We start from the raw sequence: 18,112 nt of genomic DNA, 5'->3' as shown, positions 1-18,112 counted from the left end.
GAAAACCTCGCCTACGTGATCTACACCTCGGGCTCGACCGGCAAACCGAAAGGCGCGGGCAACCGCCACTCGGCGCTGGTCAACCGTTTGTGCTGGATGCAGCAGGCCTATCAGCTGACGGCTGACGACAGCGTGCTGCAGAAGACCCCGTTCAGCTTCGACGTGTCGGTGTGGGAGTTCTTCTGGCCGCTGATGACCGGTTCTTCCTTGGTGGTCGCGGCGCCGGGCGCGCACCGTGATCCGGCGCAACTGATTCAGGTCATCACCGAACAGCGCATTACCACGCTGCACTTTGTGCCGTCGATGTTGCAGGCGTTCCTCCAGGATCCGGCGGTGGCCGAATGCACCAGCCTGACCCGAATCGTGTGCAGCGGCGAAGCCTTGCAGGTCGATGCGCAGCAGCAGGTGTTCGCCAAGTTGCCGAACGCCGGGCTGTTCAACCTGTACGGCCCGACCGAAGCGGCCATCGACGTGACCCACTGGACCTGCCGCGACGAAGGCCGTGACAGCGTGCCGATCGGTCAGCCGATTGCCAACCTCAGCACTTACATCCTCGACAACAGCCTGGCGCCGTTGCCGGTCGGTGTGATCGGCGAGCTATATCTGGGCGGCGAAGGCCTGGCCCGGGGTTACCACCGTCGTCCGGCCCTGACCGCCGAACGCTTTGTTACCAGCCCGTTCGGTGACGGCCAGCGCCTGTACCGCACCGGCGACCTGGCGCGCTATCGCGCCGACGGCGTGATCGAGTACGCCGGGCGTATGGACCATCAGGTGAAGATCCGTGGCCTGCGTATCGAACTGGGCGAAATCGAAGCGCGTCTGGCCGAGCACGATGACGTGCGCGAGACCGTGGTCATCGCCCAGGACGGCTCGTTGCTGGTGGGTTATGTGGTGCCGAACGACGCCCGTCTGGTGGATGCCGACGAGGCCAGTCGCAGCGAACTGGTCCAGCGTCTTAAAGAACACCTCGCCCGGAACGTTCCTGACTATATGGTTCCGCTGCACTGGGTGCTGCTGGCGAAAATGCCGGTCAGCCCGAACGGCAAACTCGAACGCAAGGCACTGCCCAAGTTCGATGCCAGCCAGGCGCAGCAGGCCTTTGTCGCGCCGTCCACTGAACTGCAACAACAAGTGGCGGCGATCTGGCAGGACGTGCTGCAACTGGAGCGCATCGGCCTCAACGACAACTTCTTCGAACTGGGCGGCCACTCCTTGTTGGCCGTCACCGTGGTTTCGCGCCTGCAACTGGAACTGGGCCTGAAGCTGACACCGCAATTGATTTTCCAGCACCCCGCGCTTGGCGATTTCGTCAGCCAGCTGGACGCCGCCGATGAGCAAGTCGATATGTTGAAACTGAGCAAGCTGGAATCCCTGCTTGATGAAATGGAGGAGGCTTGATGGATAGGAATGTCGCACTGAAGATTGCCAGGCGGTTCATTTGTCTGCCCCTGGAAAAGCGCACGCTCTATCTTGAAAAGATGCTCCAGGAAGGGGTTTCCCCCGCGAACCTGCCGATCCCGCAGACCCGCGAGGAATTCACCGCGATCCCGTTGTCCTTCGCTCAGGACCGGCAATGGTTTGTCTGGCAGATGGACCCGCACAGTGCGGCCTACAACATTCCGACCGCGCTGCAGTTGCGCGGCACCCTCGACGTGCCGGCGCTGGAGCGTGCGTTCAACGCCGTGATCGCCCGTCACGACAGCCTGCGCACCACCTTCGGTCAGGACGACGAAGGCGCGGTGCAGGTGATTCACGCACAACTGCCGCTGACCATCGCGGTGGATGCGCTGGATAGCGCGGCGGACCCGACGCAGCGCGAGCAGCAGATTCAGGCCTACATCAACGAGCAGTTGCACCTTCCGTTCGATCTGCAGACCGGCCCGCTGATGCGCGCCAGCCTGCTGCGTCTGGCGGATGACGATCATGTATTGGCGGTCACCGTGCACCACATTGCGGCCGATGGCTGGTCGATGCGGGTCATGGTCGAAGAACTGGTGCAGCTGTATTCCGGTTATGCACAGGGGCGCGACGTCAGCCTCGCCGAATTGCCGATCCAGTACGCCGACTACGCCATCTGGCAGCGGCACTGGATGGAGGCGGGCGAGCGGGCGCGGCAACTGGCTTACTGGCAGGAACAACTGGGCACCGACCATTCGGTGCTGCAACTGCCGACCGATTTTCCTCGACCGTCGGTGCAGAGCTTCCGTGGCCAGCGGCTCGATGTGAGCCTCGACAGCCAATTGGCTGCCGGTTTGAAAACCCTTGCCCAGCGCGAAGGCATGACCGTGTTCATGGTCTTGCTGGCCTCGTTCCAGGCCTTGTTGCACCGCTACAGCGGCCAGAACGAAATCAGCGTCGGCGTGCCCAACGCCAACCGCAACCGGGTCGAGACCGAGCGCCTGATCGGCTTCTTCGTCAACACTCAGGTGCTCAAGGCACGCATTGACCCGCAAGCGAGTTTTCGCAGCCTGCTGCAACAGGTCAAGCAATCGGCGATGGGCGCCCAGGCGCATCAGGAGCTGCCGTTCGAACAATTGGTGGAAGCCCTGCAACCGGAACGCAGCCTGAGCCACAGCCCGCTGTTCCAGGTGATGTTCAACCACCAGAACCTCGCGACCGGCGAGTCCCGGCAAGGCGCGCGTTTGCCGGGGCTGCAAATCGATCCGCTGAGCATGGCCAGCCAGACTGCCCAGTTCGACCTGAGCCTGGACACCTTCGAGACCCCGCAAGGCCTTGGCGCTCAACTGACCTTTGCCACCGATCTGTTCAGCGCCGCGACCATCGAACGGATGGCCGCGCATTGGCAAAACCTGTTGGCAGCGGTTGTGGCCGACGCGAGTTGCTCGCTGGCCGAACTGGTGTTGCTCGACAGCGCAGAACGCGAGCTGATTGTCGAAGGCTGGAACGCCACCGCCACCGAATACCCGCTGTCGCGCAGCGTGCATTCGCTGATCGAAGATCAGGTGCGCGCCACGCCGGACTCGCTGGCGCTGGTGTTCGGCGAGCAACGTCTGACCTACGCCCAGCTCAACGCCCGCGCTAATCAGTTGGCAGATGTATTGATCGAACACGGTGTTGGCCCGGAAGTGCTGGTCGGCATCTCGGTCGAGCGTTCGCTGGAAATGGTTGTCGGCCTGTTGGCAATTCTCAAGGCGGGCGGTGCGTATCTGCCGCTGGATCCGGAGTATCCGCAGGATCGTCTGGCCTACATGTTCGAGGACAGCGGCATTGCCTTGCTGCTGACCCAAAGTCATCTGCTGGCACAACTGCCGGTTCCGGCCGGGTTGCGCAGTCTGGTGCTCGATCAGGACGGTGACTGGCTGGAAGGTCGCAGCGAAGCCAATCCGGAGCTGAACCTCGATCCGGAAAACCTCGCGTACGTGATCTACACCTCCGGCTCGACCGGCAAACCGAAAGGCGCGGGCAACCGTCATTCGGCGCTGGTCAACCGCCTGTGCTGGATGCAGCAGGCCTATCAACTGACGGCTGACGACAGCGTGCTGCAAAAGACCCCGTTCAGCTTCGACGTGTCGGTGTGGGAATTCTTCTGGCCGCTGATGACCGGTTCTTCGTTGGTGGTGGCTGCTCCGGGTGCGCACCGGGATCCGGCGCAACTGATTCAGGTGATCACCGAACAACGCATCACCACGCTGCACTTTGTGCCGTCGATGTTGCAGGCGTTCCTGCAGGATCCGGCGGTGGCCGAATGCACCAGCCTGACCCGGATCGTGTGCAGCGGTGAAGCGTTGCAGGTCGATGCGCAGCAGCAGGTGTTCGCCAAGTTGCCGAACGCCGGACTGTTCAACCTCTACGGTCCGACCGAAGCGGCGATCGACGTCACCCACTGGACGTGCCGCGACGAAGGTCGCGACAGCGTGCCGATCGGTCAGCCGATTGCCAACCTCAGCACCTACATCCTCGACAACAGCCTGGCGCCGTTGCCGGTGGGTGTGATCGGCGAGTTGTACCTGGGCGGCGAAGGCCTGGCCCGGGGTTACCACCGTCGTCCGGCGCTGACCGCCGAACGCTTTGTTACCAGCCCGTTCGGTGACGGCCAGCGCCTGTACCGCACCGGCGACCTGGCGCGTTATCGCGCCGACGGCGTGATCGAGTACGCCGGGCGCATGGACCATCAGGTAAAGATCCGTGGCCTGCGCATCGAACTGGGCGAAATCGAAGCCCGCCTGGCCGAACACGATGACGTACGCGAGACCGTGGTCATCGCTCAGGATGGTTCGTTGCTGGTGGCCTACGTGGTGCCCGACGACGAAGCGTTGTTGAGTGCCGACGACGCCACACACAGCGCGAAAAACCTCGAACTCAAGGCGCATCTGGGGCAGAGCCTGCCGGAGTTCATGGTGCCGCAGCACTGGGTCTGGCTGGAAAAAATGCCGGTCAGCCCCAACGGTAAACTCGAACGCAAGGCGTTGCCGAAGTTTGATGCCAGCACCCTGCAAAACACCTTTGTCGCGCCGCAGACCGACCTGCAAAAACACGTCGCGACGATCTGGCAGGACGTGCTCAAGCTCGAACGCGTCGGCCTGACCGACAACTTCTTCGAGCTGGGCGGGCATTCGCTGCTGGTGACCCAGGTGGTGTCGCGCATCCGTCGCACGCTGGATATTCAGGTGCCGCTGCGCACGCTGTTCGAACACAGCAGCCTGGAAGCCTTTGTCCGCGTCCTCGATGCCGATCAGCAGACCACGCAAACCCCGATTCCACAGGTCAGCCGCGAGCAACCGCTGGCGCTGTCCTACGCCCAGGAACGTCAATGGTTCCTGTGGCAGATGGACCCGCAAAGCGCCGCCTACAACATTCCCACCGCGCTGCGCCTGCATGGCGAACTCGATCGTGCGGCTCTGGAGCAAAGCTTCCAGGCGCTGATCCAGCGCCACGAAAGCCTGCGCACGGCGTTTGTCGATACCGACGGGCGCGTGCAGCAAGTGATCCGGCCGAGCGGGCAGGTGGCGTTTTACGAGCAGACGCTGGCCAACGCCACGGATGAGCAGATCAAAGTCTTCGTCGAACAGCAGACCCGGCAGGCGTTCGACCTGTTGGCGGGCGAGTTGCTGCGAGTGGCCTTGCTGCGCATCAGCGACACCGACCATGTGTTGGTCCTGACCCTGCACCACATCGTCTCCGATGGCTGGTCGATGCAGGTGATGATCGAAGACCTGATCGCCTGTTACGCAGCGTTCAGCCAAGGCCGCACGGCCGAGTTGCCGGCGCTGGCGGTGCAGTACGCCGATTACGCGGTGTGGCAGCGCGAGTGGATGGACAACGGCGAGCGCGAACGGCAGCTGACGTACTGGAAAACTCAACTGGGCAGCCAGCAACCGCTGCTGGAAATGCCGGCCGACCATCCGCGTCCCGCCGTGCAGAGCTTCCGCGGTGCGCGCCTGAACGTGACCATCGAACCGGCGCTGGGTGACGCACTCAAGGCGCTGGCGCGGCGTGAAGGCGTGACCGTGTTCATGTTGCTGCTGGCCTCGTTCCAGACCCTGTTGCACCGCTACAGCGGTCAGTCGGATATCCGCGTCGGGGTGCCGATCGCCAACCGCAATCGTCTGGAAATCGAGCGGTTGATCGGCTTCTTCGTCAACACCCAGGTGCTGCGGGCCGAGTTCGACCCGGCGCTGGATTTCGCCCGGTTGCTGCAGCAGGTCAAGCACACCGCGATTGCCGCGCAAATGCATCAGGACCTGCCGTTCGAGCAACTGGTCGATGCCTTGCAGCCTGAACGCAATCTGAGCCACAGCCCGTTGTTTCAGGCGATGTTCAACCACCGCACCGAAGCCGAGTCCGATCTGGTCGCGCAATTGCCGGGGCTGAACCTGCAAAGCCTGAGCTGGGAACACCGGACCGCGCAGTTCGACCTGGCGCTGGACACCGGCGACAGCCCGGAAGGCCTGGATGCGTCCTTTACATACGCTACCGATCTGTTCGAGGCGAGCAGCATCCGGCGCCTCGCCGGGCATTGGCTGAACCTGCTCAACGCCGTCGTGACTGACGCGACACGTCCGTTGGCTGAGCTGGTGCTGCTTGACGGTGCAGAACGCGAACTGATTGTCGAAGGCTGGAACGCCACCGCCACTGAATACCCACTGTCACGCAGCGTGCACTCGCTGATCGAGGATCAGGTACGTGCCACCCCGGACGCTCTGGCGCTGGTGTTCGGCGAACAACGTTTGACCTATGCCCAGCTCAACGCCCGGGCCAATCGGCTGGCAGCGGTGTTGATCGAACACGGTGTCGGCCCGGAAGTGCTGGTCGGCATTTCGGTCGAGCGCTCGCTGGAAATGGTTGTCGGGCTGCTGGCGATTCTCAAGGCGGGCGGTGCCTATCTGCCGCTGGATCCTGAGTACCCGCAGGATCGTCTGGCCTACATGTTCGAGGACAGCGGCATTGCCTTGCTGCTGACCCAAAGTCATCTGCTGGCGCAACTGCCGGTTCCGGCCGGGCTGCGCAGTCTGGTGCTGGATCAGGAAGGTGATTGGCTCGAAGGTCGCAGCGAAGCCAACCCGGCGCTGAACATCGATCCGGAAAACCTCGCCTACGTGATCTACACCTCGGGCTCGACCGGCAAACCGAAAGGCGCGGGCAACCGCCACTCGGCGCTGGTCAACCGTTTGTGCTGGATGCAGCAGGCCTATCAGCTGACGGCTGACGACAGCGTGCTGCAGAAGACCCCGTTCAGCTTCGACGTGTCGGTGTGGGAGTTCTTCTGGCCGCTGATGACCGGTTCTTCCTTGGTGGTCGCGGCGCCGGGCGCGCACCGTGATCCGGCGCAACTGATTCAGGTCATCACCGAACAGCGCATTACCACGCTGCACTTTGTGCCGTCGATGTTGCAGGCGTTCCTCCAGGATCCGGCGGTGGCCGAATGCACCAGCCTGACCCGAATCGTGTGCAGCGGCGAAGCCTTGCAGGTCGATGCGCAGCAGCAGGTGTTCGCCAAGTTGCCGAACGCCGGGCTGTTCAACCTGTACGGCCCGACCGAAGCGGCCATCGACGTGACCCACTGGACCTGCCGCGACGAAGGCCGTGACAGCGTGCCGATCGGTCAGCCGATTGCCAACCTCAGCACTTACATCCTCGACAACAGCCTGGCGCCGTTGCCGGTCGGTGTGATCGGCGAGCTATATCTGGCCGGCGAAGGCCTGGCCCGTGGTTACCACCGTCGTCCGGCGCTGACCGCCGAACGCTTTGTTACCAGCCCGTTCGGTGACGGCCAGCGCCTGTACCGCACCGGCGACCTGGCGCGCTATCGCGCCGACGGCGTGATCGAGTACGCCGGGCGCATGGACCATCAGGTAAAGATCCGTGGTCTGCGTATCGAACTGGGCGAAATCGAAGCGCGCCTGGCCGAACACGATGACGTACGCGAGACCGTGGTCATCGCTCAGGACGGTTCGTTGCTGGTGGGCTATGTGGTGCCGAACGACGAATTGCTGCTGGAGGCGGACGATGATCGCCGTCAGGCCTTCCAGCGCCGTCTCAAGGAGCACCTGAGCCAGAGCCTGCCGGAATACATGATTCCGCAACACTGGCTGTTGCTGGCGAAGATGCCAGTCAGCCCGAACGGCAAACTCGAGCGCAAAGCCCTGCCAAAGGCCGATCCGAGCGTCAGCCAGAAAGCCTACAGTGCACCGACCAGTGAGATCGAGCAAGCGTTGGTGGCGATCTGGCAGAACGTGCTGGGCCTGGAGCAGGTGGGCATTCACGACAACTTCTTCGAGCTGGGCGGGGATTCGATCATCTCGATTCAGGTGGTCAGCCGCGCCCGGCAAGCCGGCATTCATTTCAGTCCCAAGGATCTGTTCCTGCACCAGAACGTGCAGAGTCTGGCAGCGGTGGCCAAGGTCGGTGTGGCCGGTCCGAGCATCGATCAGGGCCCGGTAACGGGCGACAGTCCGTTGCTGCCGTTCCAGCAATTGTTCTTCGACAGCGCCATGGCCGAGCCGCATCACTGGAACCAGTCGGTGTTGCTCAAGCCGCGCGAAACGCTGGATGCCGCCCACGTCGAACATGCGTTGCAGGCGCTGCTGGTGCAGCACGATGCCTTGCGATTGGTGTTCAGCCAGCGTGACGGCCAGTGGTCTGCAACTCACCGTGCTCCGGGCAGCGAACCACTGCTCTGGCAACACGCGGTGGCGGATGATGCCGCGCTGGAACAGCTGGGCGAACAGGCGCAACGCAGCCTCGACCTGGAAAACGGCCCATTGCTGCGGGCAGTGTTGGCGACCCTGGCCGACGGCAGCCAGCGCTTGCTGCTGGTGATCCATCACCTGGCGGTCGACGGGGTGTCGTGGCGCATCCTGCTGGAAGATCTGCAACAGGCGTATCAGCAGTTGCAGGCCGGTCAGGCACTCAAGTTGCCGGCCAAGACCAGCGCTGCGAAAGCCTGGGCGCAACGTCTGCAAACCTACGCCGCCAGCCCTGCACTGCAAGCGGAGCTGGGGTTCTGGCAGGCGCAGCTGCAAGGCGCGAAGGTTGAACTGCCGCTGGATCACGCTGACGGTGCACTGCAAACCCGCTACGCCGCGAGCGTCGAAACCCGTCTCGACAAGGAGCAGACCCGCCAACTGCTGCAACAGGCGCCGGCGGCCTATCGCACCCAGGTCAACGACCTGTTGCTGACTGCGCTGGCACGGGTCATTTCCCGCTGGACCGCCAGCGAATCGACCCTGATTCAGCTCGAAGGCCACGGCCGTGAAGACCTGTTCGATGAACTGGATCTGAGCCGCACCGTGGGCTGGTTCACCAGCCTGTTCCCGGTCCGGTTGACCCCGACTGCCGACCTCGCCGGGTCGATCAAGGCAGTCAAGGAGCAACTGCGCGCGATTCCGGCCAAAGGCATCGGTTTCGGTGCGCTGCGTTATCTGGGCGACGACGCGGCGCGTCAGACCCTGCAAGCGCTGCCGATGCCGCGCATCACCTTCAACTATCTGGGGCAGTTCGACGCCGGTTTCGCTGACGATGGCGGTGCATTGTTCAGCCCGGCCAACGAACCGGCCGGTGCCGAGCAGAGCCCGTTGGCGGCGCTGGGTAACTGGCTGACCCTCAACGGTCAGGTGTATGGCGGTCAGTTGAGTGTCGGCTGGACGTTCAGTTCGCAGATGTTCGACACCGCGACCATTCAGGCGCTGGCCGATGCCTACGCGCTGGAACTGAATGCATTGCTGGAGCATTGCTGCCAGCGCGACAGCCACGGCGTTACACCGTCGGACTTCCCGCTGGCGCACCTGACTCAGGTGCAGCTCGATTCGCTGGCGCTGGCGCCGCAACAGATCGAAGACATTTATCCACTGTCGCCGATGCAGCAGGGCATGTTGTTCCACACCCTGTACGAGCAACAGGCCGGCGATTACATCAATCAGATGTGCGTCGACGTTCAAGGCCTGGACATCGAACGCTTCCGTACGGCGTGGCAGGACGCGCTGGATGCCCACGATGTGCTGCGCAGCAGTTTTGTCTGGGACGGTGAATTCCAGCGTCCGGTGCAAGTCATCCACAAGCACCTGACCGTGCCGTTCAGCGTGCTCGACTGGCGTGACCGCGCAGACCTGCCGCAAGCCATCGCCGCCCTGGCGCTGGCCGAACAGCAGCAAGGTTTCGAGCTGGGTACCGCGCCGTTGTTGCGTCTGGTGGTGGTGCGTACCGCGGCCGATAGCTGCCGGCTGATCTACACCAGCCATCACATTTTGATGGATGGCTGGAGCAATTCGCAGTTGCTCGGCGAAGTGCTGCAACGCTACAGCGGTCAGCCACCGGCCGGCGGTGCAGGCCGATATCGCGATTACATTCAGTGGCTGGCCCGACAGGACGCGCAGGTCAGCGAGGCGTTCTGGAACGCGCAACTGGCCGACCTGCAAGAGCCGACCCGACTGGCGCGCGCGTTTGCCGCGGTGCAGCCGGTCAAGGGCCATGGCGAGCGTTTCCATGTGCTGGACGAGGTGCGCACGCGCCAGCTCAACGAGTTTGCCCGTGGCCACAAAGTCACCCTCAACACGCTGGTGCAAAGCGCCTGGTTGCTGCTGTTGCAACGCTTCACCGGGCTCGACACCGTCAGCTTCGGTGCGACCGTGTCCGGGCGTCCGGCGCAACTGGCCGGCGTCGAGCAGCAGATCGGCCTGTTCATCAACACCTTGCCGGTGATCGCCAGTCCGCGTGCCGAACAAACGCTGAGTGCCTGGCTGCAACAGGTGCAGGCGCAGAACCTGGCACTGCGCGAGCAGGAACACACGCCGCTGTTCGAGATTCAGCGCTGGGCCGGGCAGGGCGGTGAAGCGCTGTTCGACAACATCCTGGTGTTCGAAAACTACCCGGTGTCCGAAGCGCTGCAACAAGGTGCGCCGCAGGATCTGCGCTTTGGCGAAGTAGCCAATCACGAACAGACCAACTACCCGCTGACCCTCGCGGTCAGCCTCGACGCACAGCTGTCGCTGCACCTGAGTTTCGACCGTGAGCAATTCGACGGGCGTTCGGTCGAGCAACTGGCGAGCCAGCTCGATCACCTGTTGCAGCAGATGGTGCAGGCACCGGCGTCGACCTGTCTGGGCGAACTGGCCCTGGCGACCGGGCCGATGCTCGCCGCCATCGACGCACCGGCCAGCGAGCATTGCGTGCATCAGTGGTTCGAACAGCAAGTGGCACAAACCCCGGATGCCATCGCCCTGATATTCGAAGACCGACAACTGACTTACACCGAACTCAATGCGGCCGCCAACCGCGTGGCCCACGGCTTGTTGCAACACAACGTCGGCAGCGATGTGCTGGTGGGGATTGCGGTTGATCGTTCGATGGACATGATCATCAGCCTGTTGGCCGTGCTCAAGGCAGGCGGTGCTTACGTGCCGCTGGACCCCGGCTACCCGGCCGACCGGCTGCTGGCGATGATCGAAGACAGCGGCCTGCGCCTGATGCTCAGCCAGCAGCACCTGCTGGAGCGACTGCCTGTGGTGGCCGGTGTGCGCACGCTGACCGTGGACGGCGATGCATGGCCGTCGCTCGACAGCAACCCGTCAGCCGTCGTGCACGGGCAGAGCCTGGCTTACGTGATGTTCACGTCCGGCTCGACCGGGCGCCCGAAAGGCGTGGGCATCAGCCACCAGGCGCTGGCGCGGCACACCCGTGTGTCCGAGGCCTACAAGGGCCTGTCGGCCCGTGATCGGGTGTTGCAGTTTGCGACGTTCAACTTCGACAGTTTTGTCGAGCAGGTCTACCCGGCGCTGATCTGTGGCGCGGCGGTGGTGCTGCGCGGCAACGAGGTGTGGGACAGCGAAACCCTGTATCAGCAAATTCTTGCCCGGGACATCAGCATCGCCGACCTGACAACGGCGTACTGGAACGTGGTGGTGCAGGACTTCGCCGATCATGGCCCGCGCGACTACGGTCGTCTGCGCCAGATGGTGGTGGGCGGTGAAGCCATGCCGCCGCAAGCCATCGCGGCGTATCGGCGTGCAGGGCTTGAGCAGGTGCAACTGATCAACGCCTATGGCCCGACCGAGGCGACAGTCACCAGCACCGTGCTCGACTGCGTTGACTACGTGCAGGACAGCCAGCCGTTGCCGGCAGCGTTGCCGATCGGTCATGGTCTGGCCGGGCGCACGATTCATATCCTCGACAGCGCCGGGCAGCCGGTGCCGCAAGGTGTGGTGGGCGAGTTGCTGGTCGGTGGCGAACTGTTGGCGCGGGGTTATTTCCAGCGTCCTGACCTGACGGCCGATCGCTTCCTGCCTGATCCGTTCAGCACGCTGGGCGGGCGGCTGTATCGCACTGGCGATCTGGCGCGGGTCAACGCTGACGGTTTGATCGAATACGTCGGGCGTCTCGATCATCAGGTCAAGGTGCGCGGTTTCCGCATCGAACTGGGCGAGATCGAGACTTGCCTGTTGCGTCAGGACGGTGTGCGTCAAGCATTGGTGCTGGCGCAGCCGGGGGCGGGTGGACAGCAGCTGGTGGCTTACGTCGTGCCACACGACGAATCACTGGCCAGCAACGCTGATGCAGCGCTGCTTCAAACACTGCGCGACGGACTGAAAAACAGCCTGCCGGACTACATGCAGCCAAGCCATGTCCTGCTGCTGGCGCAATTACCAATCGGCCCGAGCGGCAAGCTGGATCGCAAGGCCTTGCCACTGCCGGACAGCCAGGTGTCGAGCGAAGATTTCGTCGCACCACAGGGCCAACTGGAGCAACAGATCGCTCAGGTCTGGCAGGACGTGCTGGAGCGCGAGCAGATCGGGCGCAACGCGCATTTCTTCGAGGCCGGCGGTCATTCGTTGCTGGCGACCCAGGCCGTCTCGCGCTTGCGCAAGGTCACCGGTCTGACGCTGAGCCTGCGCGATCTGTTCGGTGCGCCGGTGCTCAAGGATCTGGCAGCGGTCATGCAGGCCAACGTCGGGGTGGAGCTGGGGGCGTTCGATTCACGTCAGGTCGAGCTCAAGGCGCACGGCGCCAAGAGCAGCGCGCCGTTGTCGCTGGTGCAGCGCCGCTTGTGGATCGCCGAGCAATTGTCCGGTGGCACGTCCGCCTATGGCATGCCGATGGCGTTGCGTTTGCGCGGTGACTTGTCGGTGCAGCGCCTGCTGGCGAGTTTTGCCGAGGTGGTGCGTCGCCATGAGGTGTTGCGCACGGCCTATGTGCAGGACGACGAAGGCGATCCGATTGCCGTGATCGTCGATGAGGTCGAGCTGGATTTCCCGCTGATCGATCTGTCCGGCCTGTCGCGCAGCGATCAGGAAGAACAGGTGGCGCAAGCCGTCCTCGACAACGCCAACACGCCGATCGACATGGAGCAGGCGCCGCTGTTGCGCGGACGCATCCTGCACCTGAGCCCGAACGAACATGTGTTGCTGTATTCGATGCACCACATCATTTCCGACGGTTGGTCGATGGGGGTGTTGATCAACGAGCTGGTGGAAATCTACGACCGCGTCAGCGCCGGCCAACCGCATGCCTTGCCGGCACTCGCCGTGCAGTATTCGGACTTTGCCCTGTGGCAACAGGCGCTGGAACAACAAGGCGTGCTCGGGCAGCAGGCGAGGTTCTGGAAAGAACAACTGGCGGGCTACAACGGCCAGCTCAGCCTGCCGCTGGACAACCCGCGCGGTGCAACGCCGTCCTACGCTGGCGACGCGGTGCAATTCGCCCTCGGCGCTCGGCTGAGTCGTGACGTCCGGGCGCTGGCCTCACGGGCCGGTGTGACGCTGTACAGCACGTTGCTGGCGTCGTTCCAGGTATTGCTGCACCGCGTCAGCGAAGGCGCGGACGTGTTGGTCGGTGCCGACGTGGCCGGGCGTGAGCGGGCGGAGCTGGAGCGCTTGATCGGTTTCTTCGTCAACGTGCTGCCGCTGCGTTCGCGGTTTGTGAGTCAGGCCTCGTTCAGCGGCTTCCTGGCGCAGACCCAGGACACGCTGCTGCAAGCGCTGGAGCACCAGGACCTGCCGTTCGACATGATCGTCGATGCGTCGGGCGTGCCGCGTCACAAGGGCATGAATCCGCTGGTGCAGGTGCTGTTCGTGATGAACAACCTGCCGGGCCGCACCCAGGCCATGGGCGGTTTGGACGTCGAAGCGCTGCCGTCGCTGGAGACCCATTCTAAATTCGACATGGCATTGTTCGTTGACGAAGAAGAAGGGCAATTGCTGGGTAATTGGCAATTCGCCACAAGCTTGTTCGGACATGAGCGCATTCAGTACCTGGTCAAGGCCTGGATAGCCCTGTTGGAACAGATCGTCGCTGATCAGGACATTCAATTGGGAGCTATCAGCATGCCAGTCGACAATTCAGCAGCGGCCACCCGGCCGTCTGCCCCCGGACCCAAGGCCGACAAACTGGGCAAATTCCTCAAGCGCGGCGCTGCCCCGGTGGCCAAGGCACGCCCGGCGCCGGTGCGTGAATCGTTGATGGCAGCGCCACAACCGTTCCCGCTGCTGGTGGAACCGAACGACCCGCAACTGGACCTGATCGAGTGGATCAAGAACAACCGGCCGCTGATCGAGACGAAGCTGGCCACCCACGCCGGCATCCTGTTCCGCGGTTTTGAACTCGACGGCATTCAGGGCTTTGAAGCCTTCGCCGAAGCGATCCAGCCCGGTCTCTACGGCCAGTACGGCGACCTGCCGAAGAAAGAAGGCGGCAAGAACACCTACCGCTCCACGCCGTACCCGGAACGCAAAATGATTCTGTTCCACAACGAGAGCTCCCATCAGGACCGCTGGCCGCGCAAGCAGATGTTCTATTGCGAAGTGGCGGCACCGATTGGCGGCGCGACGCCGGTGGTGGATTGCCGCTTGATGTACGAAAAACTGCCGGCGGATCTGCGCGACAAGTTCGAGGAAAAGGGTCTGCTGTATGTGCGCACCTTCACCGACAAACTGGACGTGTCGTGGCAGCACTTCTTCAAGACCGAAGACCGTGCCGAAGTCGAGGCCCGTTGCCGGGCCGGCGGTATCGAATGGCGTTGGCTGGACAACGACGAACTGCAAACCCGTACCCCCGGCCCGGCGATCATTCGTCACCCGGTGACCGGTGCGAAATCGTTCTTCAACCAGGTGCAACTGCACCACATCTACTGGCTGGAGCCGGATGTGCGTGAAGACCTGCTGTCGATGTTCGGTCTGGAGCGGATGCCGCGCCACGTTTACTACGGGGATGGCACGCCGATCGAGGACGAGGTGATGCAGCGCATCGGCGAACTCTACGAGGCATGCGCCGTACGGTTCGACTGGCAGAAGGGCGACGCCATTCTGCTCGACAACATGCTGGTGGCGCATGCCCGCGATCCGTTCGAAGGGCCGCGCAAGATTGTCGTGGCCATGGGCGACATGTTCGACCACAGCGACCTGCAAGGCGCCCGTGGCGAGCCGGTCCGCGCAACCGAAGGAACAGAGGCATGAACGAGGTGGTGATGGAACAACAGGACGTGGGGCAGGCGTTGACCCCCGAGCAACAGATGCTCTGCGAGCAACTGCCGGGCGCTGCATGCTGGGCCGACGCTGCACGTTTCTTGCGCATCGATATTGCCGGCGAGCTCGACGTGGCGCGCCTGCAAGCGGCCTTCGACCAGGTGCTGGCGCAGCAACCGATGCTGTTGGCCCGGTTGGCCAAGGCTCCGGGTTTTCATGGCCTGCGCCAGTTCAGCGTCGCCGCCGGGTGCTTCCCGCTGACCGTGCAAAACGCACCGGCCAGCGAAGCCGACATTCAGGCGCAATTGACCGAGTGGGCGCAGCGCGCCTTTGTTCCCGGCGAATCTGCCGGTGCGCAAGCGGTGTTGTACGCATTGCCGGAACAACGTTGGGCGCTCCTGCTGGGCGCGGCTCGTCACAGCCTGGATGGCAACGCGCTGACGCTGCTCTATCAGCACTTGCTGCGCGCGTATGAACAGCGTGAATGGCCTGAAGACGAAGAGTCGGGTGAGTTCGGTCAGTACCTGGAATGGCGCAGCGAAGTGATCCTCGACGAGGATGCCGCGACCGCCCGGGCGTATTGGCAGGCACAGCTCAATGGCCTCGATGCGAGCCTGTCGACGCCTTGGCTGGCGGCGCGCGTGTCCACGGTATCGGGCGCGGATTCGGCGACCCTTCAAAAGCCACTCGACGCGGCATTGATCGCGGGGCTTGAGCACCTGGCGCAGACCGTTGCACAACCGGTGACGGTGTTGATGCAAAGTGCCTGGTGGCTGTTGCTGGCGCGTTTGAGCGGTCGCGACGAAGTGCTGATGGGCTGGCGCCACGATGGTCGTGAAGACTATGAGTATTTCTCCGGTGCGATCGGCGTGTTCGAGAAAACCCTGCCGCTGAATCTGCCCGTGGAGGCCGATCAGTCATTCGCACAATGGCTGCCGACAGTCGCCGCGCGCCTGGAAGAACATCGTCTCTGGCAGGAATACTGGACCCCTGAGCTGCAACCGGCGGCTGCACGTCCGGACTATGGTTTTGCGTTGCATCGTCAGGCGCAGCCGGTAGTGATCGGCGCGACCCGTTACACAGCGCAGTCGGTGGAGACCGGGCGCGGTAGGGTGTTCGAGTTGCTGCTGCAAGTGCAATTGAATGCCGAGAACGTGGCCAGCGCGGTTGCGCTTGAATATGCCGCGCAGCGCTACAGCGCGGCGTCCATGCAGGTGCTGCTGGATCAATATGTCACGCTGCTGGACCAGCTCGCGGCCGACGCAAACGTGCCGTTGAGAGCGATCAGCCTGCTGACCGACGCCGAGCGTCAGCGCTTGCTGTCGATCAATCCGTCTGCCCGCGCTTGGGTTGAAACACCTATGCTGCCGCAACGCATTGCCGAGTGGGCACAGTCCACGCCAGAAGCGCTGGCACTGACCGATGAGACCGGCCGCCTGAACTACGCGCAGTTGCAGGCCCAAGTCGAGCGGCTGGCGGCGGGGTTGCATGCCGAGGGTGTGGGCCGTGATTCGATCGTCGCGCTGGCCTTGCCGCGTTCGGCAGCGCTGGTGGTGGCGATGCTCGCGATCTGGCGAGTCGGCGCGGCGTATCTGCCGCTGGATCGCCAATGGCCGGTGGCCCGTCAGCAACTGATGCTCGAACAAGCGCGTGCCGGTCTGTTGCTGACCGACGCCACGCAGGTCGCTGAATGGCAGGACAGTGCGCTGCCGGTGCATTCCATCGATCAATTGTTGGCAACGGACGCTGCGCCGGCTCCGGCCCATGAAACGCAGGGCAGCGATCTTGCGTACGTGCTGTTCACTTCGGGTTCTACCGGCACGCCGAAAGGCGTGTCGATCGAGCACCGCCATTTGCTCAACTACACCGCGAGTGTCAGCTCGGCACTGGGGCTGGACGGTCACCGGCACTTCGGTCTGACCTCCACGGTGGCGGCGGATCTGGGCAACACGACGTTGTTCGGCGCGCTGTTCAACGGTGCAGCGCTGCATGTTGCCAGCGATGCACAGATGCAGGACGCGCAGGCCTTCGCCGGCTATGTGCAGGCGCATGCCATCGACTGCCTGAAAATCGTGCCGTCGCATCTGGCCGCACTGCTCGACAGTGAAACCCCGCATTTGCCGCGAACCCTGGTGCTGGGCGGGGAGGCGATTGCCGCACCGCTGATTCAGCGAATCGCGCAGGTGCGCAGCGATTGCCAGGTGTTCAACCATTACGGCCCGACCGAAACCACGGTCGGCGTGATGGTGCACAAGGTTGCGCCGGGGCAGGGCGCCGGATGGCTGAGCCAGGTGCTCGACAACAATCAGGTGTACGTGCTCGACGCGCAGCAGCAATTGGCGCCGGTCGGTGTCGTTGGCGAGTTGTATGTTGGCGGTGCGCAGCTGTTTCGCGGGTACGTCAATGTCGACGCCGAGGCGGGACTGTTGATCGACAGCCCGTTCATCAGCGGCGAACGCCTGTATCGCACCGGCGATCTTGCGCGCTACCTGCCTGAGGGGGCGATTGTCTTGCACGGGCGGCGCGATCATCAGATCAAGGTGCGCGGTTTCCGTATCGAGCTGACGGAAGTCGAGGCGCAATTGCTGCGCCAGCCGTCCGTGCAGGAAGCGGCGGTGGTTGCCGGGGACAGTCCTGAGCAAGGCTTGCAGGCGTTTGTCGTGGCCCGTGAATCGCTGGCCGCGGACAGTCTGCGCGAGCAACTGGCGCAGCAACTGCCGGCGGTGATGGTGCCGCAGCAGATTCGCTTCATCGAACGCCTGCCGAGGCTGGCCAACGGCAAGATCGACCGCAAGGCTTTGCAGCAATTGGCCGATCAAGGCGTCGACGACGATTACGTCGCGCCGCGTGACGCCCTCGAAACGTTGCTGGCCGGACGCATGGCGCAGTTGCTCGGGCAGGATCGCCTGAGTATCGATCGCGACTTTTTCGCTGCCGGTGGCCACTCGTTGCTGGTGATCAAACTGGTCGCGGGGATTCGCAAGCTGCTGCAGTGCGAAATCCACCCGGGCGTGGTCTTCGACCATCCGACCGTGGCCGGGCTTGCGCAAGCGTTGCGCGGTCAGGAAGCAAGTCCGGGGCAGCTGGACAAACTGGCTCAGGCGCGGGTGCGTCTCGAGTCCATGAGCCCCGAGGAAAAAGCCCTGCTGACCGAAAAGGCCCGGCAGCTGCAAGCCGCCAAGGTGGCCCAGGACGTTTAA

Annotated in this window: 3 protein-coding genes (1 of these 3 only partly in view); all 3 read left to right on the top strand. The window is 63.5% G+C overall.

Translation table 11 applies throughout. The features are described from left to right. Tightly spaced (each overlapping or abutting the next), the 3 genes in view from JKA62_RS10515 to JKA62_RS10505 form a layout consistent with a single transcriptional unit that may run on beyond the window. On the top strand, positions 1-1,398 hold the final stretch of the coding sequence (locus JKA62_RS10515; protein WP_201817739.1) for a non-ribosomal peptide synthase/polyketide synthase. It extends 15,567 nt beyond the left edge of the window; the window shows 1,398 of its 16,965 coding nt (coding positions 15,568-16,965); its start codon lies beyond the left edge, outside the window; its stop codon occupies positions 1,396-1,398. Next, complete coding sequence (locus tag JKA62_RS10510) at positions 1,398-14,903, top strand: non-ribosomal peptide synthase/polyketide synthase (RefSeq protein ID WP_201817736.1); 13,506 nt, start codon at positions 1,398-1,400, stop codon at positions 14,901-14,903. The genes JKA62_RS10515 and JKA62_RS10510 overlap by 1 nt, the downstream gene beginning before the upstream one ends. Continuing rightward, positions 14,900-18,112 (top strand): non-ribosomal peptide synthetase, encoded by a 3,213-nt coding sequence (locus tag JKA62_RS10505; RefSeq protein WP_201817732.1) that lies wholly within the window; start codon positions 14,900-14,902, stop codon positions 18,110-18,112. Before JKA62_RS10510 ends, JKA62_RS10505 begins: the two co-directional genes overlap by 4 nt.

Source organism: Pseudomonas sp. B7 (assembly GCF_016735645.1).
GTDB lineage: Bacteria > Pseudomonadota > Gammaproteobacteria > Pseudomonadales > Pseudomonadaceae > Aquipseudomonas > Aquipseudomonas glycinae.
The sequence above is the reverse complement of the archived record's forward strand: the minus strand, read 5'-3'. Positions and strand labels throughout refer to the sequence as shown.